Source organism: Winogradskyella sp. MIT101101 (genome assembly GCF_047126865.1).
GTDB classification, from domain to species: domain Bacteria; phylum Bacteroidota; class Bacteroidia; order Flavobacteriales; family Flavobacteriaceae; genus Winogradskyella; species Winogradskyella ouciana.
Genome location: NZ_CP138982.1, coordinates 2292766 through 2318435, shown reverse-complemented (window position 1 = coordinate 2318435; position 25670 = coordinate 2292766). Strand labels below are relative to the sequence as shown.

The following is a 25670-nucleotide window of genomic DNA, read 5'->3' as shown; positions in this document are numbered from 1 at the left end:
AAAGCGTGTTTTTTTTATTTAAAAAAGGCTCATTTTTTTAAATAAAACTATATCTTTGCAGCGCGAAAAACGCACGTAATCGACTTGATTTCGTAAGCTGTTTTTCATATTTAAATTATTGCAAAACAAAAACATATAAGTAATGTCAAAAGTTACAGGTAAAGTTGCACAAATCGTAGGTCCAGTTATCGATGTAGAATTCGCTGCTGGTTCAGAACTTCCAAAGATTTATGATTCGTTAGAAATTAAAAGACCAGATGGTTCCCTTTTAGTATTAGAAGTACAATCTCACATTGGTGAAGATACTGTACGTACAATTGCTATGGACTCTTCAGATGGTTTAAGTAGAGGGACAGAAGTTACTGCTACTGGTGCTCCAATCCAAATGCCAATTGGTGAAGATGTTTACGGACGTCTTTTTAATGTAATTGGTGATGCTATTGATGGATTAGGTGATTTGCCTAAAGCTGGTGATGCAGGTTTGCCTATTCACAGACAGGCGCCTAAATTCGAAGATTTATCAACGTCTACCGAAGTTTTATTTACTGGTATTAAAGTAATCGACTTAATTGAGCCTTATGCAAAAGGTGGTAAGATTGGATTATTTGGTGGTGCTGGTGTAGGTAAAACAGTATTGATTCAGGAGTTGATTAACAATATTGCAAAAGGTCACGGTGGTCTTTCTGTATTTGCAGGTGTTGGTGAAAGAACACGTGAAGGAAACGATTTACTTCGTGAGATGTTAGAGTCTGGAATTATCAAGTATGGTGATGACTTTATGCACTCAATGGAAGAAGGTGGATGGGATCTTCAAAAGGTAGATAAGAAAGCCATGTTAGATTCTAAAGCAACGTTTGTATTCGGACAAATGAATGAGCCTCCTGGAGCTCGTGCTCGTGTGGCATTATCTGGTTTAACTATTGCTGAGTATTTCCGTGATGGTGCTGGTGATGGACAAGGGAAAGATGTATTATTCTTCGTAGATAATATATTCCGTTTTACACAAGCTGGTTCTGAGGTATCTGCATTACTTGGTCGTATGCCATCTGCGGTAGGTTACCAACCAACATTAGCAACAGAGATGGGTGCAATGCAAGAGCGTATTACGTCAACAAAGAAAGGATCGATTACATCTGTACAAGCAGTTTATGTACCTGCGGATGATTTAACGGATCCTGCACCTGCTACAACGTTTGCCCACTTAGATGCAACAACCGTATTATCTCGTAAAATTGCTGAGCTTGGTATTTACCCAGCGGTAGACCCTTTAGATTCTACATCTAGAATTTTAGCAGCAGATATTTTAGGTGATGAGCATTACGACTGTGCTACTCGTGTAAAAGAGTTATTACAACGTTATAAAGAATTACAAGATATTATTGCCATCCTTGGTATGGAAGAATTATCTGAAGAAGATAAAATGGCTGTAAATAGAGCAAGACGTGTACAACGTTTCTTATCTCAACCATTCCACGTAGCTGAGCAGTTTACTGGTATACCTGGTGTATTGGTAGATATTAAAGAAACGATTAAAGGTTTTAATATGATTATGGACGGTGAATTAGATCACTTACCAGAAGCCGCATTTAACCTTAAAGGTTCTATTGAAGAAGCTATCGAAGCAGGAGAAAAGATGTTAGCGGAAGCTTAAAAACAGTAAGCAGTATGTAGTATGCAGTATGCAGTCGCTACTAATTACTAAATACTGATTACTAAATACTAAAAAACTATGTATTTAGAAATTGTATCACCTGAAGCAACATTATTTAGTGGAGAAGTAGATTCTGTTACTGTTCCTGGTGTTAATGGTGAGTTTGAAATGTTAAAAGATCACGCTCCTATCGTATCTATTCTTAAAGAAGGACACGTTAAAGTGGCTGGTAATAATATTCAATTAGAAGAAGAGGTTGAAGACAAATTCACCAAGTCAGATAGAGGTGTTTGGTTAGCCATCAATTCTGGTACTATTGAAATGAAAGATAATAAGCTAATTATTTTAGCAGATTAATAAATATTTCAACACTATATAAAAAAACGCGAAGCAGATGCTTCGCGTTTTTTTTGCTTTATTATAGCTTACCTAATATCTTGTCCATGACCCAAGCCGTGTGTGTTGCAGATTTTCCTGTTGAAGGATGTTTTTTAGTGCCTTCAATATGTTTTTTCATATTTTCAACATGATACTGCTGAATATGCTTTGGGTTATCAATTACAAATTCTTTAATTCCACCATTTTTGATTAATGTAAGAGGCTCTTCAAGAAATATCGGAAAGCTTATTTCTCCATCACTTCCTATAATTTTGACTTTATCTTCGCGCTCATAAGCACCAAAGTTCCAAATACCAGAACCCATGACTCCAGAATGGTGTACCCAAGAACCCGAAACAGCATCTTTTGCTGTGTATAATTGCTGTTGGTTACTGCTTATTCCTGAAGCTTCCTTTATATCTCCCAACAAATAAGTAAACAAATCTAGACCGTGGCTTGCCAAATCATCAAAATAACCAGCAGGTGCAATCTTTGCATCGGTTCGCCAATTATAATCTTTTGATTGGTCTTTCTCACTTGGTGTTCTGGTGAGCGTCCAATGAATGTATCGCACATCTCCAATAGCTTGTTCTTCCAATAGAGATTTCACTTTATTGAATCTCGGTAAGGATCTACGGTAATAGGCCACAAACAATGGTAAATCTCGCTTTTCAAAAGCATCACAAATCTGAATACATTCCGTATAATTTGGTGCCATTGGTTTTTCAATACAGCAGATTTTGCCGGCTTCGGCTACTTTCATGGCATAGTAATAATGACTGTCTGGTGGTGTGGCAATATAAACGGCATCAACTTCCGAATCATTAATCAGCTCGTCTGCATCATTGTAAAAACGCGGTATATTATGTCGTGCAGCATAATTTTGAGCTAAGGCTAAGTTTCTTCGCATCACGGCGACAAGCTCAAAACCTTCGGTCATTTTGTAGGCTGGTCCGCTTTTAACTTCGGTAACGTTGCCGCAACCAATAATTCCCCATTTTATAGTGCTTTTCTTTTTCAATGTTTTAATAGCAGTAACTTAGAGATCACACTTTTTTAATTACGTTGGTCACAATGCCCCAAATCACAAAATCATTATCCTCAGTAATTTTTATAATGGGATAATCTGGGTTTTCTGGCTGAAGCCATACTTCGCCATTAGAGACTCTTAGACGTTTTACAGTAAACTCACCATCTAAGAAACAAATTGCAATTTTATTATTTGCTGGCTCTAGGCTTCTATCTATAACCAACAAGTCATTATCATCTAAGCCTGCTCCAATCATGGACTGTCCACTAACTCTTGCATAAAACGTGGCTTCTTTATTTTTAACCAACTCGTCATCTAAAGACAAACGCTGTTCTTTAAAATCGTCTGCTGGCGAAGGGAAACCAGCCGAAATGCCTGTATCAAAAAAATTGGTGCCAGAGCCTTCGATGACTTCTGGTATAAAAAAGGTAAGGTTTTCTGATTTATGTGCTATCATATCTATTAATTAGTTTTTCTGTCACACTGAGCGCAGTCGAAGTGTATTTATCGTAAAATTTATTTTTATTAGGCTTCGACTGCGCTCAGCCTGGCAATTTTATTTCACCACAATTATATCGTTAATATTCGTGGTATATCTTGGAGACAAGCGTTCCTGACGCATTTTCCAAGTACGCTCCAAGTCCTGGTTTCCTATTTTAATTTTATCACTTTTATATTTTTTGTTTATGCTATCAATAGCAGACATTAAGGGTTTATGTTTAGGATCTTCTGTGCTAAACATATCTAACTGATAGTTATCCGTTGGCACTAAACCTGTTACAATAACTCCTGCTCTTTTGTACTTAATCCCTTTTTTATAAATAGACTTTACCGCATTAACAGCTGCTTTACTAATCAGTAATGATGAATCCGTTGGGTATGGAAAACTCACTATTTTACTTGCACGATGTTGTTCTAAATCCTTTTTATGCCTATTACTACTTAAAGTTACAATAATCATGTGGCAACTAGAGCCTTGTTTGCGTAATTTCTCCGCACAGCTAGATGCAAAAGTAGAAACGCGTTCTTTAATATAATTAATATCATCGTAGGTATAGTCAAAACTTCGGGTTGTGGCAATGGCACGTTTTCGGGTAGGTTCATCCATTTCTATTTTAGAAATACCCTCTAAATCTTTTTTGAGCTTCCACTCTGTAATCGAAAAGGTTTTTCTAACCCATTCATCATCAAGTTGCGTAAAATCATAAGCTGTTTTACAGCCTTTGGCTTTTAATCGTTTTTGAAGACCACGACCTATTCCCCAAACATCATCAAGTTTTATCCATTTTAAAGCTTTTATTCTAGATGCTTCAGAATCTATAACGTATGATCCTTTTGTTTCTTCTGGAAATTTTCGTGCTATCTTATTCGCAACTTTACTTAGTGCTTTAGTAGGTGCAATACCAACACACGTTGGTATTCCTGTCCATTTTAATATCCGCTGTCTAATTTGTAAACCATAATCTTCAAAATCGTAATCTTTAAATCCTTTGAACTGAAGAAAAGCCTCATCAATACTATACACCTCTACATCTGGAGTAAATTGCTTTAAAATAGACATAACCCGACTACTCATATCTCCATATAGCGGATAATTAGATGACAAAACCTTAATATTATTAGCCTTACAAAAGCCTTCCCATTTAAAAATTGGCGCTCCAAAAGGCAATTTTATTGCCTTCGCTTCGTCACTCATAGAGATAACGCAACCATCATTATTGCTCAAAATAGCAACAGGTTGCCCTTCTAAATTAGGGTTAAAAACGCGCTCGCAAGACGCATAAAAATTATTACAATCGACTAAGGCATACATAGAATGTAAAGATACAAAAAGACCCTTCAGATTATTAAAAACCTAAAAGGTCTAATAAGCATTTTAACACCTTAATTTTATTTAATCCTCAACATACTCTAAAATATCACTAGGCTGGCAATCTAATGCTTTACAAATAGCTTCTAAGGTAGAAAACCGAATGGCTTTTGCCTTACCGGTTTTTAAAATGGAAAGGTTTGCCGTGGTGATGCCAATGATTTCTGCCAGTTCATTGCTCTTCATGCCTCGTTTGGCCAGCATTATATCTAAGTTGACTACTATTGGCATGGTTATATGGTTAGGTCGTTTTCTGATTGAATCTCAACAGCACGTTTAAATAATAATGCAACAATAAAAACTACTCCTGCCATAAACAACAAGCTTTGTGCGCCCCAATTATATGGATAAAAGAATGTTTGTTGATGTAGCCAAGCACTATATCCACTTGCCAATAATGCTATCAATGCAGTATATAAAACTACCTTATTGATTTTTGAAAGCAACTGTGCGACGGGCTCTGTAAACGGACTATTAAAATCAACTTTTCTAAACACATTTATAAGTAAATAAAAAAGATTGGCTTTCAAACTAGCAATTAAGATTATTAAGCTAACTGTAATTATATAATGTAATTTACTAAAGTTGTAAAGACGAGAAAAATCAAGGCCTAAATAAATATTTTGCACAGCATAATCATTCACAAAAAGACTTGTAAAAAAGGATATAATAAAAGCTCCTACTTTAATGCACAGTCCGATAAATAGTATCCAAGCTACTATGTGCATTATACTTAAGATTTGTTTTGTTTTCATTTTTTATTATCGTTTAACAATAACAAATATATAAATATTATTGATAAACAATAATATTTTATTGAAAAAAGATAATTATAAAACTAGACCTAACAGGTTTTTGAAACCTGTGAGGTCTTAACTATCTTTACCCAATGCTACCCAAAAAACTAAATAAAAAACTCGAAGACCGTAAAGCCAATAACGCATTTCGTGAGTTGGGCTCAAAATCTAAATTGGTAGATTTTTCATCCAATGACTATTTGGGATTTTCAAAATCTGAAACCATTTTTGATGCAGCACATCAATACCTCGTTGACAATAATCTAAAGCAAAATGGTGCAACAGGCTCTCGCTTGCTTTCAGGTAATCATAAATTATATTATGAGACTGAATCCGAAATTGCAAAAATCCATAATTGTGAAGCCGCTTTGATTTTTAATTCGGGTTACGATGCTAATATTGGGTTATTGTCATCCGTTTCTCAACGTGGTGATATCATTTTATATGACGAACTGTGCCATGCTTCCATAAGAGATAGCATTAACATGAGTAATGCCAAATCCTATAAGTTTAAGCATAATGATTTAGAGGATTTGGAGCAAAAGTGTCAGGCTGAGCGCAGTCGAAGTCCAAAAGAATCTGAAATCTATATCGTAACCGAATCCATTTTCTCAATGGATGGTGACACACCAGATTTGGAAAAACTTATTAAGCTCACCAAAACACAAAATGCACATCTCATCATTGACGAAGCCCATGCACTAGGTGTTTTTGAAAAAGGTTTAGTGCAAAAACTTGGTTTAGAAAATGACGTGTTTGCAAGAGTCATCACGTTTGGAAAAGCCTTAGGTTGTCATGGTGCAGTTGTTTTAGGTTCTCAGGAGTTAAAAGATTATCTCGTTAATTTTTCACGCTCTTTTATTTACACCACTGCTTTGCCTCCTCACGCTTTGGCTACCATAAAAATGGCTTACAGTGAATTGACCAAAACCAATGAAATACATCAACTAAAAGAGAATATTTCATTTTTTAAAAAAGAGGTTAAGCGAATTAATTTCCAAAATAAATTTATCCAAAGTGATTCCGCCATACAATGCTGTATCTTACCTGGAAACGAAAAGGTGAAGTCCGTTGCCAGCATTCTTCAAGATCATGGTTATGATGTTAAGCCCATTTTATCTCCAACGGTTCCTAAAGGAAAAGAACGTTTGCGTTTTTGTATTCACAGTTATAATTCCAAAGAAAAAATCTCGGAAGTCTTGACCTTGTTGGTTACCTTTGCTAACCAATGAGCGAAGCATTTGTAACCATAGCAAGATTTCAATATTCATCCGAAGCGCAGATTGTAAAAGGTCGTTTGGAAGCTGATGGTATTCAAACTTTTTTAAAGGATAATATCACTATAGATACAGATCCTTTGGTAAGCAATGCCATTGGAGGTATTAAACTGAAGGTACGTGCTGAAGATGAGAAGGAAGCCAAGGAAATTTTAAAATCAATAAAAGCATACGCTTTGGATGATAATGGCGACCCTATTTTATGTCCCAATTGCGGGAAGAACGAAGTAGAACTTTATTCCACTATTGACAGCTTTAAAGCATTTTTATCATTTTTCATAGGTTTATTGACCTTTACTCTTCCATTTCACGCGCGTTACAAATACATTTGCGAAAATTGTAAAACCGAATTCCCACTAAAATGAACACCTACTTCGTCACCGGAATCTCAACAGACGTTGGCAAAACCATAGCCTCAGCCATTTTGGTTGAAGCTTTACAAGCAGATTATTATAAACCTGTACAAGCTGGCGAATTGGATAATTGCGATACCAAAAAAGTACAACGTTTGGTTACTAATTCCAAATCCGTTTTTCATCCAAATAGCTACGCACTACAAACACCAATGAGTCCTCATGGAGCTGCTGAAATTGATGGATTAACTATTGACATTAAAAACATAAAAAGGCCACAAACCAAAAACGATTTGGTCATTGAAGGAGCAGGCGGACTCATGGTGCCATTAAATAATTCTGAAACTATTTTAGATTTGATTCAGCCAAAAGATAAAGTTATTGTTGTTTCACGTCATTATTTAGGAAGCATCAACCATACGCTGTTAACCGTTAACACATTAAAAGAAAAAGGGTTTAATGTTTCTATTATATATAGTGGAGACGAACACAAATCCACAGAATCCATCATCGAAAAAATGACTGGTGTAAATGTGATTGGAAGAATAAATGATGAGCCTTATTTTGATAAAAACGTGATTAAGGAATATGCGCAGAAGTTCAAGGAATCACTTACGTCACCCTGAACTCGTTTCAGGGTCACACATAAATGAAAAATAGTTACGTTTACATATTAACCAACAAATACAGAACTACCTTTTATATTGGAGTGACCGCTAATTTGAGTAAAAGACTTGAAGAACATTATAATGAAACAGCTTCAAAATTTACTAAGAAATACAATATCAAAGATTTAATTTACTTTGAAACATTTAATGATATAAATCAGGCGATTGATAGGGAAAACCAATTAAAGAATTGGCATAAAGACTGGAAGTTGAATCTAATTAGAGAGAGAAATCCAAATTTGAAAACCTTAGAATATTAATAATGAGATGCTGAAACAAGTTCAGCATGACGAAACAGATGACTTTAAAAGAAAGAGACAAAAAACACCTCTGGCACCCACTAACCCAACACCAATTGCATCCAGAAAATATTGCAATTGTAAAGGCTAATGGCTGCACACTTTACGATGAAGACGGCAATACTTATATCGATGCCATTGCCTCATGGTACACCTGTATGTATGGGCATTGCAATCCATACATTACCAAAAAAGTTGCAGAGCAGATGCAAACGCTAGATCAAATTGTGTTTAGTAGTTTAACTCATGAACCAGCTGTCAAATTATCCGAAGCTTTAATCGACATTCTACCCGACAATCAAGAAAAGATTTTCTTTAGCGATAATGGTTCTACTTCGGTTGAAGTCGGCATAAAAATGGCTTTGCAGTATCATTTTAATCGCAACGAAAAACGAAATGTTTTAATTGCTTTTGAAGATGGATTTCATGGAGATACGTTTGGAGCCATGAGTGTTTCAGGATTATCCGTTTACAATGGCCCTTTTGAAGATTTCTTTATTGAAGTGAAGCGGATTCCGACACCAAACGGCACTAGTAATGATGAAATTTTAAATCAACTCAAAACCATTTCAGAAAATAACAAAGTAGCAGCCTTCGTTTACGAGCCTTTAGTACAAGGAGCTGCAGCCATGAAAATGCACGATGCAGAAGGGTTGGATGCTATTCTAGAATTCTGTAAAACTCAAAATATCATAACCGTTGCCGACGAAGTGATGACAGGCTTCGGCAAAACAGGTAAGCACTTTGCCTCGCTTCACCTCAATAATCAACCTGATATTATCTGTTTGGGTAAAGCCTTAACAGCCGGATTACTTCCCATGGCAATCACCAGTTGCGCTCAAGAAATTTATAATGCTTTTTTAAGCAATGACATTACCAAAGGTTTTTTCCATGGACATACCTACTCTGCCAATCCATTGGCATGTACTACAGCTTTAGCAGGAATTGAACTACTACAATCCGAAGACATTCAACAAAACATAAAACGGATTATAGCATCACATCAAGATTTTGGCGAACGGATTAAAAATCATCCAAAAGTTGCTAAAATCCGACAAACAGGAATAATTTTCGCTCTGGATTTAGATGTTCAAATGGAGCGTTATGGTAATTTACGTGACCAACTCTTTAAGTTCTTTATGAACAACGGTGTATTTTTAAGACCGCTTGGTAATACCATTTATATTTTGGCACCTTATGTCATTACTGACGGAGAATTAGAGAAAATATATAAAGTTATAGAAGCTGCATTAGTTACCCTCTAAGCCCTTATCCAAAAGGTTAATCTCTTCTTTTGTTTCTTTTATTTGCACGTATAGTTTCTCATACGTCCACTCGCCATAATTTTTATAGGCGACGACCACAATTCTGGCATTACCATTTGGGCCTTTTATTGGTATTCTAAAATCTGCTTCACCATCATCTCCATTTAGGCTTATATTGCCTTGCATTATACCATCAGACTCTATTGGCTCACCAAGGATTGCAACCACGTCATCATTTGTAAATGCCTGTTCCATAGCATATTTATAAGGAGTTGAAGAGGTAAACATTTTTGATACACCAAAAATGATACTGCCAAAAAATAAAACGACGATTATGATTAAAGTTAAGCAGCCACCACCAAGGACCCATCCCCAATTTCTACTAAACCAACTTTTTTGTCTTTGTTCTTCCATGTCTTTTTTTGATTGATTTTCTATTTGTAAGTCAAGAGAAATGATATTATGTTACAATTTAGCAATAATTTATCAAGGTTAACTTTTAGACTTAGGTATAAATCTTACTTTTGTTTTAAAGAAAAATTACATTGAACCTACCTATTTCAATTACTGCCATATCATCTATTTCTCCATTAGGGTTTTCGCCTGAAACCATATGGGAAAACTACATGTCGAAAGCTCACTTGTTCTCTATAAAAGACAACAATCTCGTTGCTCAATTACCAAATGATGCCAAAGAAGAAATCGAAAAACTCAGAAACTCAAATAACAAGTATAAACAACTTGACGATTCTGTTTTATTCGGAATTTTCTCTGCGAGACAAGCAGTTAAACAAGCAGGTTGGAATGCTTCGGACAACTTCGGAATAAACATGGGTTCATCTCGAGGTGCAACAGGTTTGTTTGAAACTTACTTTGAAAGTTTTTTAGAAAAGCATAAAGCTGAAACCTTAAGCTCACCAACAACAACGCTTGGTAATATATCCTCTTGGATTGCTCACGATCTGCAAACCAAAGGGCCAGAAATTTCACACTCTATAACCTGTTCAACGGCATTACATGCTTTGCTCAATGGTGTCGCCTGGCTAAACTCTGGGATGTGCGATAAATTTTTGGTTGGTGGTAGTGAAGCTCCACTCACACCTTTTACGATTGCTCAGATGAAAGCTTTGAAAATTTATTGTCATTCAGAGCACAGCGAAGAATCTCACCCCTGCCAAGCCTTAAACTTCAACAAAACTGAAAACACCATGATTCTCGGTGAAGCTGCTGCAGTGGCTTGCCTAGAAAAAGGAAAAACGAATAATGCACTCGCTGTTATAGAAGGTATTGGCTATGGAACAGAATTGTTAGAGCATAATGCTTCACTTTCAACCGATGCCAAATGTTTTCAACGTTCTATGGCAATGGCTTTGGGTGATTCCAATCCAGAGGACATTGATATCATCGTTACACATACACCAGGCACCATTAAAGGTGATTTGGCAGAATACAACGCGATAAAAAAGATTTTTTGTAACAAAATTCCTGCATTGACTACTAATAAAATACAAGTAGGTCACAGTCTAGGAGCTTCCGGAATGCTCAGTATAGAAATGGCTATACTTATGCTTAACCATCAAAAATTTATTGACATTCCATACTTGGAGCAATCGCATCCAACAAAGATTTCAAAAATTATGATTAATGCCGTCGGCTTTGGTGGTAATGCTGTGTCTGTTATACTTTCAAAATAAAATTTTATGAATGTATAAAAATTGTTCAACCTTTAATTCTTATTGATTATGCTAGAATGGTTTTCAAATTTAGAGTTTCTTCCTAAGCTATACTGGTCCATAGCACTAGTTGGTTCGCTGATTTTCATTGTTGTAATGATAATGGCTTTCGTTGGTGGTGATGCCGATGATATTGGTGATATGGATGCTGATATCGACAGTGATGCTGGAGCAGGCTTTCAGTTTATCACTTTCAAGAATTTGGTAGGCTTTTTTACCATTTTTGGCTGGAGTGGCATTGCTTGTATTGATGCTGGACTCTCAACACCTTTAACAATTATCATTTCCGTGATTTGCGGATTATTGATGATGGTGATTATGGCATCATTATTCTATTTCATTAGTAAACTCACTGATAGTGGTACATTGAATTATGACAACGCATTAGACGCTGTAGGTGAAGTTTATCTTACTATTGGCGGAGATCGCTCTAGTATGGGAAAAGTAAGTGTGAATGTACAAGGTACGGTTCGTGAACTCGATGCCCTTACAGATTCCTTAACAGATTTAAAATCAGGAACCATAATAAAGGTCGTGGATGTGACTTCTAACGGAATTCTCATTGTTGACCGAACACGGAAACCTATTGAGGCTTCAACACCAAAACGTGATGAGCTACAATCAGGTGAAACCCATTTGCTGAACGATAAATAAAATTAAATACTAACCTTTAAAAACATAAGTCCTATGATCAACTTACTCATTCAAGAAAACGTGAATTTAGACGGCTTTGGTGGGCCAATGCTACTGATTTTTGTAGCCTTATTCATCGTACTGACATTAATTATTTTAATAAAGCGCTACAAACGCTGTCCTTCAGACCGAATTTTAGTGGTCTATGGTAAAGTTGGTGGCGGACAATCGGCCAAATGTATTCATGGTGGTGCTGCGTTTATTATGCCAGTAATCCAAGATTATGAATTTTTGGATCTTACACCTATTTCAATTGAGGTGAACCTGGTCAATGCCCTATCAAAACAGAACATTCGTGTTAATGTGCCATCGCGTTTTACCATTGGTGTATCAACAGAACCAGGTGTGATGCAAAATGCTGCAGAGCGTTTATTAGGTCTAGGTTTACAGGATATTCAAGAATTGGCAAAAGAAATTATTTTCGGTCAATTACGTTTGGTAGTAGCTTCGATGGATATTGAAGAAATCAATAATGATAGAGATAAGTTCTTAACCAATATTTCACAATCTGTTGAAACGGAATTAAAGAAAGTTGGCCTGAAGCTTATCAACGTAAACATTACAGATATCGTTGATGAATCCGGTTATATCGAAGCTCTTGGTAAAGAAGCTGCTGCACATGCAATTAACGCAGCACGTAAGTCTGTTGCAGAAAAAACAAGGGATGGTTCTATTGGTGAAGCTAACGCAAAACAAGACGAACGTTCTCAAGTCGCTGCAGCAAACGCACAAGCTGTTGAAGGTGAAAATACAGCGAAGATTTCTGTAGCAAATTCCGATTCCTTACGTCGTCAGCGAGAAGCTGAAGCTGAGCGTGTGGCCATTGCATCTGAGAAAGTACAAGCTGCAAAAGCATTGGAAGAGTCTTATGCTGCTGAGCAACTCGCTGAAACTGCAAGAGCTGAACGTGAGCGTTCATCGCAGTTAGCAGATGTTATCGTTCCTGCGGAAATCGATAAAAGAAAGGCTGAAATTGACGCAGAAGCAGAAGCTGAGCGTATAAGAAGACGCGCAAAAGGTGAAGCTGATGCGATATTGTTCAAAGCACAAGCGGAAGCGAAAGGTTTATACGAAGTCTTAACAAAGCAAGCTGCTGGTTTGGATGAAATCGTAAAAGCTGCTGGCAACAATTCCAAGGATGCTGTATTATTATTGATTGCTGATAAGTTACCTGAATTGGTAAAAACGCAAGCTGAAGCTATTAAGAACATTAAGATAGATAAAGTCACTGTTTGGGAAAATGGTGGTGGTAAAGACGGAAAGTCTTCGACCTCTAACTTTATCTCAGGCATGTACAAATCAGTACCACCATTACAGGAAATGTTTAATATGGCTGGTATGGATTTACCAGAGTATTTAAAAGGTAAAGACAAAAAAGAGATTGACGCTGATGATGCTGAGATTGACAAGTCTGAAGAGAAATAGGCTGTTCTTATATAAAAACACCCCTAAAGTCCCCTCAAGGGGACAGTTCTCAAAAGTGAAATTAAAACTATTGTCCCCTTGAGGGGACTTTAGGGGTGTATATAGTATGAAATCCCCAAACAATAATTAATGAAACCAATAAAATTCTTGATATCGCTGATATTGTCAATCATGTTATTTGCATGTAAAAGTGATGAAAAAAAGGATTTGCTTGGAATATGGGAGTCTTTCGAGACTCATCACGATAAAATTGTAATAACTTTTTATCAAGATTCTTTAGTTTTAGATGCTTTTAATGGCGATTTTCATACTATCTCGGAATGGACTTTGGATGAAAATAAAATTCATTTGTTCAATGTTAACTTATCAGACTCAATTATTAAGCAGGAAATAAGTTACAAATACAATCTCAATAAAACCAAAGACACTTTGTGTATAAAAGTTGTTGATGGTGATAATGACGATTATAGCACAATGAAAAAAGTAGACTCAAACCCGTTTACTCCTAATAAAAATGAAAAATAAAATAACTTACAAAAGACCAGTACCAATTATGAAGTTCATTTTTGGTGCTGCTTTCTTCATTCTTGGGATATCATGGCTCCCTCATATTTTTGGTTTTGTTATATGTGGTTTGTCATTTTTCTTTGTCCATACTACTGGCATAGAGATTGACTTGGAGAATAGAAAATACAGAAAAACTGTTTCGTTTTTCAGTCTAGCTTTTGGTAAGTGGCAAGAACTCCCTAATATAGATTATGTCTCTGTTTTTAAAACATCAGAAACCACTACTGTTAGAGCATTGAGTGCTGAAGCTAACGTTAATAACGAAGTCATAAAACTCAATTTATTCTACAACACCAATCAAAAAATAGAAGCCTACAATACGCAAAGTGAAAAAGACGCCTTTGAAAAAGCAAAGCAAATTGCAACCATTCTAAAAATCGATATTTTAGACGCAACAGAACGAGAATCTAAATGGTTATAACTATTTTTGTTTCACTAAGACATTAACCCATATGAGCGAAGTAAGACACAACTGGACCAAAGAAGAAATCCTAGATATATACAACAAACCCTTAATGGAACTGCTTTACGAAGCAGCAACGATACATAGAAAACACCACGATCCAAACACGGTACAGGTTTCCACATTGTTATCTATAAAAACTGGTGGTTGCCCAGAAGATTGTGGTTACTGTCCACAAGCAGCACGCTACCATACTAATATTGAAGGTAATGATTTAATGACCGTTCAGCAAGTAAAAGCACAAGCTTTGCGTGCTAAAACTTCGGGAAGCTCGCGCGTATGTATGGGAGCCGCTTGGAGAAATGTAAAGGATGGTCCAGAATTCGATCAGGTATTGGAAATGGTACGTACCATTAACAAACTTGAGATGGAAGTTTGCTGTACCTTGGGTATGGTTACCGAAAATCAAGCACGACGTTTAGCGGAAGCTGGCTTATATGCATATAATCATAATCTCGATTCTTCAGAAGAGTATTATAAGGAAGTGATTTCAACTCGTGGTTTTGAAGACCGTTTAGAAACCATCGACAATGTGCGTAAAACTAATGTTACCGTTTGTTCTGGAGGTATTATTGGGATGGGAGAAAAAGAGGAAGATAGAGCCGGAATGTTAGTGGCACTCACCACTTTAAATCCTCAACCAGAATCTGTTCCAATCAATGCGTTGGTAGCGGTTGACGGTACACCTTTAGAAGAACAAGAACCTATTTCCATTTGGGATATGGTGCGTATGGTAGCTACAACACGTATAGTATTACCAGAAACCCAAGTGCGTTTATCTGCAGGACGAACACAAATGACTCGCGAAGGTCAGGCCATGTGTTTCTTTGCGGGCGCAAATTCCATTTTTGCTGGTGACAAATTATTGACCACTCCAAATCCTGATGTTAACGAGGATATGGAAATGTTTAAGCTCTTAGGTTTAAATCCTCAGAAGCCATTTATCAAAAAAATGCAGCCTGAGACTGTTGAAGCATCAGATTCACAATATCAAGCTTTGGGTGAAAAGCCAAAATGGTCGCGACCAGACCATAAAATTGAACGTAATGAAGAAGCCAAGCAAAAAGCCAGAGCTTTAAAGTAATTCGGCTTAACAATATCCAAACTTTGATAACGTTTTATTAACTTTGGCGCTCTAAAGTTTTAACTGTTGCAACTAAATCTTCAAGACATACCTCGTGTTGAAACCATCACGAAAGCAGATTTCTTAAAGCATTACTTTAAACCACAAAGACCTGTGGTTATAGAGCGCTTTATTGAAGATTGGCCAGCCTATACCAAATGGAGTCTAGACTACATGAAAGAAGTGGCAGGTGACAAAACAGTTCCGCTTTACGACGATAGACCTGTAGATTATAAAGACGGATTTAACGAACCACATGCCACCATGAAAATGGGAGAATATGTGGATTTGTTGAAACGAGAACCTACCAAATTCAGGATTTTTCTTTGGAATATTTTAAAGGAAGTACCTCAGCTTCAAAAAGATTTTAGTTATCCAGATTTTGGACTTCGACTCATGAAGGGGTTACCAATGCTCTTTTTTGGCGGAAAGGATTCTTACACTTTTATGCACTACGATATTGACTTGGCCAATATTTTCCATTTTCATTTTGAAGGCAAAAAACAATGCATCCTTTTTGACCAAAAGCAGAATAAGTACCTATACAAGGTACCGCATTCATTAATCACGAGAGAGGATATAGACTTTAATAATCCAGATTTTGAAAAATGGCCTGCACTTAAACATGCCAAGGGTTGGGTTTGCGATTTAAATCATGGAGAAGTGCTATATATGCCAGAAGGTTACTGGCATTACATGCGTTATATAACACCAGGTTTTTCAATGAGCTTGCGAGCTATTGCCAGAAATCCTAAAAATCTCGGGAAAGCACTTTATAATGTTCTTTTGATGCGCAACTATGACAATGTAATGCGTCGCCTGCGAGGTCAAAAATGGATTGATTGGAAAAACGAAAAAGCAATTACCAATACAGAGCCTTTCGTTTAGTTTGTCTTTTTCTTATTGCTATATAATCAGCCATCTAAATTTGTATATTTGTCCTCATTTTATAAAATTTTGAAAATGAAAAATATTATTTTATTAGCAGCTTTAATGGCTTTTGGTTTTGGTAATTCGCAAGCGTTTGAAGGTAAGGGTGACCAAAAATTTCAGGTTGGTGCCAACTTTCAGGATGAAGCCACTGGTATCAACATTACTTTTGATTATGGTTTGGGTGATAATATCTCTGTAGGTATTTCTTCTTCTTATGCTTTGGGCATAGATGACAGATTGGATGCCGATTTTGGTGATCGTTTTGACCTTAAAGGTCGTTTTAATGCCAACTTGGGTAATGTCTTAAATATTGACGAAAACTTTGATTTCTATCCTGGTTTGAGCTTAAGTTTAAAGAATTTTGGTGGCCATGTAGGTGCACGTTATTTCTTTTCTGAAGGCTTTGGTATTTATACAGAAGCTTCATTCCCATTAGCAAAATACAGTGATGATAAAACTGATGTAGGCTATTATCTCTATAATCAGTTTACTATAAATATTGGTGCAAGTTTTAATTTGTAACATTCTTTGTCACACTGATCTGGTCGAAGTGTCGTTTTAGCACCTCATAAACTCTTTTGTCTATATAGATCCTAAAATAAGTTTAGGATGACAGAATGGAGACTATAAATTTAACGGAAGCCTTTTCAAATTGTTGAAAAGGCTTTTTTATAAATACTCATTAAGTTTCTCATAAACCAAATGACTCTCCCAGCCTCTGTATAACAAGTAATCTGCCACTTTACGTTTTTTCTTATAGCTGTTTTTTTCCTTTACTTGGTCGATTCGTTTTTTGGTCAACTCATCAAGGGTTTTATGGTAGGCATCAGCATCAATTTCCTTCAGCGCTACATCAATACTATATTTAGAAATATCCCTGAACTTTAACTCCCTAACCAATCGATTTTTTCCCCATTTTTTTATTCTGAACTTCCCTCTTACAAAGGCTTTGGCAAAGCGTTCCTCGTTGAGATAGTTGTTTTGTATAAGGTGAACCATAATATTATCAACAGCCTCAGGAATCATACGCATTTCCTTTAATTTATTCCTCACTTCCTTGTGGCAACGCTCTTGGTAGGCGCAATAATGCTCTATCTTTTTTTGCGCTTCATCGACGGTATAGGTTTTTTGTAGATTCACAGTTACGAAAATATAACTTTTTGTTAATAATTTCATATCTTACAAAGTCCTGAGCTACAATGATATATTATATCTTTATGGCTGGTTAATAGTTAATTTAATCCCTATGAAAAAGAAATACTCCCTTATCTTCTTAGCTTTTCTATGTTTTGTTGTGTCTGGTTATGGTCAAGTTGCCAATGGCGACTTCGAATCTTGGACTGGTTCTACTCCAGATAGCTGGACTACAATTGACGGAGGTATTACCACTGCCGAAGAAACTACAATTGTTCATGGAGGTAGCTCATCTGCAAACATAAATGTTACTACTGGTACCCAAGCAAGTACAGATTTTAGACAAACCGTAGCACTTGTTAACGGAGACAATTACACTGCAAGTGTATGGGTAAGACATACTGAAGGTGGTATGCGTGCTAGACTTTACATTGATGGCTATCAAGGCTACTCTACTCCAGCAAACACAACTACGTGGCAAGAATTAACATATACTTTTACGGCAACCTCAACTAGTATTGAAATTGGATTGAGGTTTTATGATGTAGCAGGTTTTGATGGTGCAGAAATCGTCTATGTTGATGATTTTACTTTAACAAATAATTCTGGTACTCCTAGCTGTAGTATAACAGATATTTCACTAAGCAACTCAAGTTCTTGTAATGATAACGGTACTGCTTCTGACGCTTCTGATGATTATTACACATCTGATGTTACTGTTACTTACAGTAATGCACCAGCGTCTGGCACTATAGATTTAACTGGTGCAGGTGTTGTTGGTGGTACAACTTCAGTTGCAGTAGGTACTTCACCACAAACCATAACTGGTGTTCAATTAGCCGCAAATGGTGCTGATGTTGAAATTATTGCAACCTTTAGTGCAGAGACTACTTGTAATTATACTGAAACTGTTGCAGGCTCTGGTGTTGCTTCTTGCTCTGGTACTCCGAGTGGTGATTGTGCGAGTGAAACATTTGACAATATCCCAACAGCATCATCTACAAGTTATCAAACAAGAAATTGGACTGGTGATGATGGTATTGATTGGACAGCTACAGATTCTAGAGCAGACCAAAACATTAATGGAAACGCCATTCTAATTAGAGATGGAACACTATTATCAAATACATTCCCTGGAGGTATAGGAAATTTAACTGTTACTACTCAAAGAATTTTTTCTGGTGGCACAGGTAACATGAACCTACTGGTCAATGGAGTTGTGGTCGGTACTATTCCTTATGATGGGACTGTTCAAACTACTACTATAGCAAATATTAACGTAGATGGAGATATAACCGTTGAGATAGACGCAACCAATAGCTCCTCTGATAGAGTTGGGATAGACGACTTATCCTGGACCTGCTACTCAGCATGTACACCTCCCACTGACCCAACAGGAACAATCTCTGGTGCAACACCAGTTTGTGCAGCGAGCACATCGCTTAGTTTTTCTGGTAGTGCGCCTACAGATGTCGTTTATTACTGGCAAAATTCTAGTTTAGGCGAAGACCAAACCAATGATGCTGCAAGTAACTTAACAGTAACAACTTCTGGAGACTACTATGTAAGAGCGTACAATACCGTAGAAAGTTGTTGGTCTGATGGTGAGGTTGGTCCATATAGCGTTTCTGTTACAACCTCTGCACCTATTATAAATTCGCAACCTAGTGATCTTACGGCAGCGGTTGGTGGTTCTGTATCCTACACAGTTGTAAGCCCAAATACAGCAAGTTATCAATGGCAAGTTTCCACAAATGGAGGAAGTACTTGGTCTAATGTTGGTACAGATAGTAGCTCTCTAACCATTACAAATGTTCAACTTACTGATGACGGCAACTTATATCAGGTAATATTAACAAACGCTTGTGGCTCTACAACGTCTAATACAGCTACGCTAACAGTAACCACATCAACATTATTTAATCCTGGGGAATTAATATTTGTTGGTTTTGATGGACAAATCAATGGTTCTGGATCTAATGATGAGTTTTTAATTGCAACGCTTGTAGATATAACCAATGGCACAGAATTTTCAATTGTAAATTCTCGTTACGAAGCAGGTGCAGCCGCAAATGTAAGAACAGAAAAATGGGGAGGTGGTAGTGACGACCCTAGTGAAGCGCCTTTTGAAACTAAAATAACCTATACAGGTAGTTCAGTAATACCTGCAGGTTCTGTTCTTCGTTTTGAAATTACAACCTCTAATACTTTTGTGGTTTTTGCAACTGTGACAGAAGGCACAACAACAACTACGAGTACTAGTGATTTTACTGTTAATGTGGTTAATGCCGGATCTTATGCTAATATTTCCACTTCAGGCGATGATCAATTGTATCTTATGCAAGGAGATTTTGTTTCTGATGGAAATATTGATGCTAATGAAGCTAACTACTTATTTACAGGTACTTTATTACACGGTATAACAATAGGAACATCTTGGGTGCCTCTTACCAGTGCTTGTAGCGGCAATACTTCTACCAGAGAATCTAGATTACCACCAGAATTACGTTGCTTTAACGTAGAAAGTATTTCTTCTATTAGAGGTTATTATGAAAATGATAAAGAACATGGTCTTGCAACAATAAGGGTCATAGTGAATAACGTTTCTGATAATTCTAGTAATTGGGATTTAACATCTTACAATTTTGACCCTACTGACGATACAGCATCTAGTGGTGGTAAAACATTTTTAATTAATCCTAGTAATCCTGCAGGTCAATGGGTTGGTGATGTAGATACAAACTGGTTTAATTGTGCTAATTGGGAAGGCTTGGCTGTTCCAAAGTCTACTACCAATGTAGAAATAGATAATACAGCGATGAATATTGCACAAATAGATTATACCGCTAGTTTTTCAGACGACTTTAGTGATATTGCAACGTGTAACAACTTAATCATTTCGGGTAGTAGTGTAGATCTTTCTGGTAACAATGCTAACATTTTAGAGGTTAATGGTAACCTTATTATAGATGGTATGGGTACCGGTTCTTTAAATATGGATGATGGTAATAATGCAACAGCCGATGGATTACTATACTTAAGTGGAAACTGGACAAATGAGCTTACAGACGCTGCCTTTCTTGAGGGCAATGGAACCGTAATATTTAGAGGTGCCAATCCACAAACTATAACTTACGGTGGGCCTCCAATACCTCCTGGCCCTTTTGAGTCTGAAATATTTTATAATGTAGTTTTAGATAACGACTTCGATATCGCTACTACTGATCGTACTTTTATAATGAGCGGTAATTTAACAGTTAACCCAGGTCGAACTTTAAACGTACAATCAGGTCAATTGATTGAAGTTGGTAATATGGTTACAAATTTAGGTAGTTTTACTTTACAGGATAGTGCTTCTTTAATTCAAGTAAATGATGTAACTAATGTTGGTAATTTAACCATGAACCGAGACTATATCGTGGATAGTAGTTATGATTATGTATATTGGTCTTCACCGATTACTGATTTTAACACAGATGATTTACCTATAAATAACGGCCATATTTACAAGTGGAATCCTACAGCAACAAATACAGGTTCTGGGCAAGGAAATTGGGAATCTGCTGCGTCTGAGATTATGCAAGAGGGTATTGGCTATATTGCCAGAGTACCTTCAACTGTACCTGCAACTTTGGTATTTCAAAATGGCGTACCAAATAATGGTGATGTAAATCTAAACTTATCTAGGGGTCTAAATCCAGCAAGTGAAGACGACGATTGGAACCTGGTTGGTAATCCATACCCATCTTCTATTTCTGCATTAGCCTTCTTGAATGCTAATACAAATTTAGAAGGTTTTGTTAATCTTTGGACACATGGCGCAGATCCAAGCTTATTAGAGCCTGATCCTTTTTACGAGGACTATGTTTACAACTATAATGAAGATGATTACATTACCTATAACGGAACAGCTACTACTAATGGTCCAAGTGGCTTCTCTGGCTATATCGCTGCCGGACAAAGTTTTATGGTCAATACTGTTAATGGTCTCCCTTCTACAACAATAGCAATGTCTTTTGAAAACTCTATGAGACAAAGAGATTATGACAATTCAAATTTCTACAGATTAAACCCTCAATTGACAAGTAAGCACAGAATTTGGTTAGATTTTGGTATGAGCGATGAACCTGTTGGAAAGAGAATAGTAATTGGATATGTGCCCAATGCTACCATGGAAGAAGATCGTTTATATGATGCTAAATGGATAGGTGATGAAACCGAACAACGATTCTATTCAATATTAAATGAAAGTGATTATTTAATACAAGGTAGAGCGCTTCCATTTTCTGATGAAGATGTCGTTCCTGTCGGGTTTAATGCTATTATAGCAGGTAATTACACCATAGCAATCAGTGCTGTTGATGGTGTTTTTGACGAAGGAAATCAAGACATTTTTATAAAAGATAACTTACTTGGCTTGGTTCATAATTTATCATCTAATCCTTATTCTTTTAATTCTGAAGTTGGCGAATTCAATGACCGTTTTGAGATTGTATTTAGAGCCGATGCACTATCCATTGACGACAATCAATTAGATGATAACGACCTATCCATTGTTGAGCAATCTAATGGTGATGTAAGATTTAGTATAGGTAAAAACCTAACCATAACCACAGTTGAAATATTAGATGTTTTAGGAAGACAGGTCTATAATCTAAAAGGAAACAGTTCTGTTGAAGTTTATGATTTATCTAGACTCAGCAATGCAGCTTATATAGCAAAAGTGACTTTATCCAATGGACAAGTTATTAGCAAAAAAGCCATAAAACGCAAATAGATTAAATAAACATATAATTCAAAAGCCTCTTAGTTGAGGCTTTTTTTTTAGAATTAGAAACTATATTTTAAAGCCAATATCAAATTTCTACCAGCCGCAGCTATACCAGAAGAATAAGTTCTATAGCGTTGGTCTGTGATATTCTCTAAACTTGCTGTAAGGCTTAATTTTTCACTATAAGTGTACTGTGCTCTAAAGTTTAAAGTGTGCCAAGACGGTGCATATGGATTTCCATCTGAATCTTTAGCATATAAATAATCTTTAGATATTTCTGAAGGCGCTAATTGATTAAATGATAGCTCGTTATTATAAACCAAAAAGACATCAAAAAGTAGCTTATCGTTTTTCCAAATAAAATGGGTTCTGCCAAAATTGGGAGCTACGTGTCTTACTGGCACTTCCACTCCATCATTATCTTCTGTTCCTCCTATAACATTATACTGAGATCGCATCTTTAAGCGATCAGAAAAGTTAACCTCTATTCCTGCTTCAAACCCATAAATCCATGCCTTAGATGCATTCTGTATAGCTTGTACAGTACTGAGCTCACCATCATACATAATTTCTGTTTCTCCATTGAGCTCAAAATCCCTTCGGATTAAAGCATTATCCAAAAACGTGTAATATGTGGCTAAGTCTATAATGACCTTTTTATCGAAATTCAGTTTCAATCCCAATTCTCCTCCATAGGCATACTCTGCTTTTAGGTCTCTATTAGGCACTACAACTGAACCGGGTTCAGAATCAAAAACTTTTCCTATATCGTCTATGTTTGGCGCTCTAAAGGCGGTTGAGGCATTTAGCTTCCATTGAATCATATCACTAGGCAACCATGTAATACCAGCGGTACCTGTCAGAGCACCTGTATTGACCTCAGCATCATCAAACGGAAGGTTTAAAAAAGCGTTGTTTTCAGTAAAATCGGCACTTGCCAATACCTGATTATACCTTAACCCAGATTGAAAGACAAATTTAGAGTTAGGTTTATATTTTAAACTCGCATAACCTGCAAGAGATTGCCAAGTAGCACCATCTGGATAACGGGTTACATTGGGAGAACTCATATTGGTATCAATATTCTCCTCTTGCGCACTAGAGCCAATTCGATTGTGTAAATACTCGAGCCCATAAAAAATGGTGGTCTTAGGACTTACCTTTTTTTCTAAATCTAAATTAAAGGAAAGTGCATCCACATTTTCCTCTCTTACTTGTCTTATAGAGGATTGAAAGTCCCTATCCTTTCTACTCTCCTTAAAATTTTGATATGCGGCTGTAGCCTGTATCTTATCATACAAGTTGGAACTACTACTGGTTTTGGTCACCTGAAAATTACCCATAAACCATCGCTGTGGCCCGTATTCCCATTCGGCAGAACGCAACGATTCCCCTCGTGGTCGTATCAACCGGTCGTATCTTGGATAATCTGATGTGGTGGTGTAATACAATCCTAAATCGAACTTAAGATTATCGGATGGTTCGTAGCGTGCCCTTTGCATTAAGTTAATCTGACTATACGCTGTAGGTTTTTGAACCTTAGGATTATCATTAGCAACGATAACGTCTTCACCATTTTGCGTAATGACATATTCTGGTCTTAAATAATCTGTCGGGCCATTGCTTCCCATTCTTAAATCATCATAATCCGTGTAACTTACATTGGTTAAAAATGCCCATTTTTTATACCCGAGATTTAAATCGAAATGTCCTGTTTTTTCAAAATTGGCACTAGCATATCTCGCTAAAGCATTTCCGCTTACCAACAATTCATCTTTGTATGACAACTGAGGCTTTTTTGTGTAAAAACTCATGACGCCTCCTATAGCGTCACTACCATAAACCACGGAACCAGCTCCCAATGTTACTTCGGTATTCTGAATGGATAATGGGTCTATGGAAATTACATTCTGAAGATTACCACCTCTAAATATGGCGTTATTCATTCTAACACCATCTACTGTAATAAGTAATCTATTAGTAGAAAAACCTCGTATCATAGGGCTCCCACCACCCATTTGACTCTTTTGAACATAAACATTTCCAGTGTTTTCTAGCAAGTCTGCACTGGTCTGTGGGTTTGCTAAGGCTATTTCCTTTGCACTTATGCTTACTATGGATTGTGGAATGTCTCGTTTACTTTGTTCAAACTTTGAGACCGAAATCACAATCTGGTTTAAGCTTTCAATTTTGGGAGTTAAATAAATGATGTTGTTATTGTCTGAAATCTCAATCTTTCTTAACTGAAGTTTCTCGTATAGTAGATTTTGAAAATAAATGATTTCTCGCGCGTTGAAACTATCTAATTTGGCCTTACCGTCAATGTCTGTAACCACATATTTTGTTTTCTTTAAATTGTATAAGGCAACTCCAGGAATAGGCTCGTTACTACCTTCTTCTAAAACAGTAATTGTTTGGGAAAACGATACTTGTAAAAAAAGAAATAAAATAACACTAAGTATGGTATTGCATTTTACTTTTATGCGCATCTTCATTAAAATCTTTTCGTAAAAATTGCTTAATGAAATACCTCATTAAGCACCTGTAATGATTTAGGTTTTTTAAAACCGTCCAAATGTAATTCAAAATAATGCAATAACATATTTAAAAACTCTTGTCTTTGTTTTGCACTAATTTTGATAGTATGTAACGCATCAAAATTTATGCCCAACAACTGTTTCAGCAGTGTTAAATTTTTCCCAGAAATGGAGTAAATTCCATCATCGAAAGTTTCAAATATTCCAGACTGCAGATTAAAATAAGCGTGATTTTTATTTAGGTTTTCGGGCTGAAATCCTAAATAGCGTGTTAGCTTTAATAAAAATAAAAGATGGAAATTGGCATACTGCTCTTCATTATCTAGATATTGCAACGCAGTTTCTAAATAGTCATAGAGTGCCTCATTCCTTTCTTCTTCCCTTAATACATTAGAAAGAATTTCGGATAAAAATAAAACTATAGCGCTTTTATAAATGTTAGTGTGAAGGCTTTTATAAATATAGCCCAACTTCACTTCTTTAATGGCGTGGAGCGATTGATTTGGCTTAAAGTTTTCTTCTATCTGCAACTGAGATAATGCTTGAAAATAAACGGTCTTTGCTTGGCCTTTTTTAGATTTTAAAATCCCTCTTAATATATAACTTACTATTCCGCGTTGTTGGGTATAGCATTTAACGATAAGGTCGTAGTCTTTGTATTTTAATTTTGAAAGTACAATGCTGTTGTTTTTGGTAAGCATGG

General features: G+C 36.4%; 25 protein-coding genes. 16 read left to right on the top strand and 9 right to left on the bottom strand.

The window, feature by feature from the left end:
- The first annotated feature begins 142 nt into the window (after positions 1 to 142).
- Both atpD and SIB89_RS10420 read left to right on the top strand, forming a co-directional pair.
- Positions 143 to 1651, top strand: coding sequence for a F0F1 ATP synthase subunit beta (gene atpD / locus SIB89_RS10425; protein WP_273292561.1), 1509 nt, complete (start codon positions 143 to 145; stop codon positions 1649 to 1651).
- A 78-nt stretch (positions 1652 to 1729) separates the two neighbouring features.
- Positions 1730 to 2008, top strand: coding sequence for a F0F1 ATP synthase subunit epsilon (locus tag SIB89_RS10420; RefSeq protein ID WP_412559734.1), 279 nt, complete (start codon positions 1730 to 1732; stop codon positions 2006 to 2008).
- 61 nt (positions 2009 to 2069) lie between these two features.
- On the opposite strand, the gene SIB89_RS10415 is transcribed toward SIB89_RS10420, so the two are convergent.
- The 5 genes from SIB89_RS10415 to SIB89_RS10395 form a co-directional block, all read right to left on the bottom strand.
- Positions 2070 to 3050 (bottom strand): Gfo/Idh/MocA family oxidoreductase, encoded by a 981-nt coding sequence (locus SIB89_RS10415; RefSeq protein ID WP_412559733.1) that lies wholly within the window; start codon positions 3048 to 3050, stop codon positions 2070 to 2072.
- Between the two features lie 25 nt (positions 3051 to 3075).
- Positions 3076 to 3516 carry a LexA family protein gene (locus SIB89_RS10410; RefSeq protein WP_273292557.1) on the bottom strand — a complete coding sequence of 147 codons (441 nt, stop codon included), beginning with the start codon at positions 3514 to 3516 and terminating at the stop codon, positions 3076 to 3078.
- 99 nt (positions 3517 to 3615) lie between these two features.
- Positions 3616 to 4872 (bottom strand): Y-family DNA polymerase, encoded by a 1257-nt coding sequence (locus SIB89_RS10405; protein WP_412559732.1) that lies wholly within the window; start codon positions 4870 to 4872, stop codon positions 3616 to 3618.
- Positions 4873 to 4953: 81 nt separating this feature from the next.
- On the bottom strand, positions 4954 to 5160 hold the full coding sequence (locus SIB89_RS10400) for a helix-turn-helix domain-containing protein (protein ID WP_412559731.1): 207 nt from the start codon (positions 5158 to 5160) through the stop codon (positions 4954 to 4956).
- Between the two features lie 2 nt (positions 5161 to 5162).
- Entirely contained in the window at positions 5163 to 5684 is a 522-nt protein-coding gene (locus tag SIB89_RS10395) for a DUF2975 domain-containing protein (RefSeq protein ID WP_412559730.1), read from the bottom strand.
- A 134-nt stretch (positions 5685 to 5818) separates the two neighbouring features.
- Between SIB89_RS10395 and SIB89_RS10390 the strand changes: the two genes are divergently transcribed.
- The 5 genes from SIB89_RS10390 to bioA are packed head-to-tail and all read left to right on the top strand — an operon-like array spanning position 5819 to position 9588.
- On the top strand, positions 5819 to 6958 hold the full coding sequence (locus SIB89_RS10390) for an aminotransferase class I/II-fold pyridoxal phosphate-dependent enzyme (protein ID WP_412559729.1): 1140 nt from the start codon (positions 5819 to 5821) through the stop codon (positions 6956 to 6958).
- The gene (locus tag SIB89_RS10385) at positions 6955 to 7368 is read left to right on the top strand and encodes a DUF2007 domain-containing protein (RefSeq protein WP_412559728.1); all 414 of its coding nucleotides are present in this window, start codon (positions 6955 to 6957) and stop codon (positions 7366 to 7368) included. Before SIB89_RS10390 ends, SIB89_RS10385 begins: the two co-directional genes overlap by 4 nt.
- Positions 7365 to 7982: a dethiobiotin synthase gene (bioD, locus tag SIB89_RS10380; protein WP_412559727.1), complete on the top strand. Its 618-nt coding sequence runs from the start codon at positions 7365 to 7367 to the stop codon at positions 7980 to 7982. Before SIB89_RS10385 ends, bioD begins: the two co-directional genes overlap by 4 nt.
- A gap of 23 nt (positions 7983 to 8005) precedes the next feature.
- Positions 8006 to 8284: a GIY-YIG nuclease family protein gene (locus SIB89_RS10375; protein WP_412559726.1), complete on the top strand. Its 279-nt coding sequence runs from the start codon at positions 8006 to 8008 to the stop codon at positions 8282 to 8284.
- A gap of 38 nt (positions 8285 to 8322) precedes the next feature.
- Complete coding sequence (bioA, locus tag SIB89_RS10370) at positions 8323 to 9588, top strand: adenosylmethionine--8-amino-7-oxononanoate transaminase (protein WP_412561902.1); 1266 nt, start codon at positions 8323 to 8325, stop codon at positions 9586 to 9588.
- Here the strand turns inward: bioA and SIB89_RS10365 are convergent.
- Complete coding sequence (locus SIB89_RS10365; protein ID WP_412559725.1) at positions 9574 to 10002, bottom strand: cytochrome c oxidase assembly factor Coa1 family protein; 429 nt, start codon at positions 10000 to 10002, stop codon at positions 9574 to 9576. The two genes, bioA and SIB89_RS10365, sit on opposite strands and share 15 nt — an antisense overlap.
- 131 nt (positions 10003 to 10133) lie before the next feature.
- Here SIB89_RS10365 and SIB89_RS10360 point away from each other — a divergent pair, with 131 nt between their 5' ends.
- The 8 genes from SIB89_RS10360 to SIB89_RS10325 all read left to right on the top strand — a co-directional run bounded on the left by SIB89_RS10360 (position 10134) and on the right by SIB89_RS10325 (position 17047).
- Positions 10134 to 11282 (top strand): beta-ketoacyl synthase N-terminal-like domain-containing protein, encoded by a 1149-nt coding sequence (locus SIB89_RS10360; RefSeq protein ID WP_412559724.1) that lies wholly within the window; start codon positions 10134 to 10136, stop codon positions 11280 to 11282.
- 48 nt (positions 11283 to 11330) lie between these two features.
- Positions 11331 to 11975 carry a hypothetical protein gene (locus tag SIB89_RS10355; RefSeq protein ID WP_412559723.1) on the top strand — a complete coding sequence of 215 codons (645 nt, stop codon included), beginning with the start codon at positions 11331 to 11333 and terminating at the stop codon, positions 11973 to 11975.
- A 33-nt stretch (positions 11976 to 12008) separates the two neighbouring features.
- On the top strand, positions 12009 to 13439 hold the full coding sequence (locus SIB89_RS10350) for a flotillin family protein (protein ID WP_412559722.1): 1431 nt from the start codon (positions 12009 to 12011) through the stop codon (positions 13437 to 13439).
- Positions 13440 to 13568: 129 nt separating this feature from the next.
- Positions 13569 to 13964, top strand: a complete 396-nt coding sequence (locus SIB89_RS10345) for a hypothetical protein (protein ID WP_412559721.1) — start codon at positions 13569 to 13571, stop codon at positions 13962 to 13964.
- Positions 13954 to 14427 carry a hypothetical protein gene (locus SIB89_RS10340; RefSeq protein ID WP_412559720.1) on the top strand — a complete coding sequence of 158 codons (474 nt, stop codon included), beginning with the start codon at positions 13954 to 13956 and terminating at the stop codon, positions 14425 to 14427. The genes SIB89_RS10345 and SIB89_RS10340 overlap by 11 nt, the downstream gene beginning before the upstream one ends.
- A gap of 31 nt (positions 14428 to 14458) precedes the next feature.
- Positions 14459 to 15553 carry a biotin synthase BioB gene (gene bioB, locus SIB89_RS10335; protein ID WP_412559719.1) on the top strand — a complete coding sequence of 365 codons (1095 nt, stop codon included), beginning with the start codon at positions 14459 to 14461 and terminating at the stop codon, positions 15551 to 15553.
- 66 nt (positions 15554 to 15619) lie between these two features.
- A complete protein-coding gene (locus tag SIB89_RS10330; RefSeq protein WP_412559718.1) occupies positions 15620 to 16480 on the top strand; it encodes a cupin-like domain-containing protein in 861 nt (286 codons plus the stop codon).
- A 75-nt stretch (positions 16481 to 16555) separates the two neighbouring features.
- Positions 16556 to 17047: a DUF6646 family protein gene (locus SIB89_RS10325; protein ID WP_412559717.1), complete on the top strand. Its 492-nt coding sequence runs from the start codon at positions 16556 to 16558 to the stop codon at positions 17045 to 17047.
- Positions 17048 to 17194: 147 nt separating this feature from the next.
- On the opposite strand, the gene SIB89_RS10320 is transcribed toward SIB89_RS10325, so the two are convergent.
- The gene (locus SIB89_RS10320; RefSeq protein ID WP_412559716.1) at positions 17195 to 17701 is read right to left on the bottom strand and encodes a regulatory protein RecX; all 507 of its coding nucleotides are present in this window, start codon (positions 17699 to 17701) and stop codon (positions 17195 to 17197) included.
- Between the two features lie 70 nt (positions 17702 to 17771).
- Between SIB89_RS10320 and SIB89_RS10315 the strand changes: the two genes are divergently transcribed.
- The gene (locus SIB89_RS10315) at positions 17772 to 22436 is read left to right on the top strand and encodes a carbohydrate binding domain-containing protein (RefSeq protein ID WP_412559715.1); all 4665 of its coding nucleotides are present in this window, start codon (positions 17772 to 17774) and stop codon (positions 22434 to 22436) included.
- Positions 22437 to 22489: 53 nt separating this feature from the next.
- Here SIB89_RS10315 and SIB89_RS10310 read toward each other — a convergent pair whose 3' ends face one another.
- A complete protein-coding gene (locus SIB89_RS10310; RefSeq protein ID WP_412559714.1) occupies positions 22490 to 24925 on the bottom strand; it encodes a TonB-dependent receptor domain-containing protein in 2436 nt (811 codons plus the stop codon).
- A gap of 23 nt (positions 24926 to 24948) precedes the next feature.
- Positions 24949 to 25668: a DNA repair protein RecO gene (recO, locus tag SIB89_RS10305; protein ID WP_412559713.1), complete on the bottom strand. Its 720-nt coding sequence runs from the start codon at positions 25666 to 25668 to the stop codon at positions 24949 to 24951.
- Positions 25669 to 25670 lie beyond the last annotated feature (2 nt).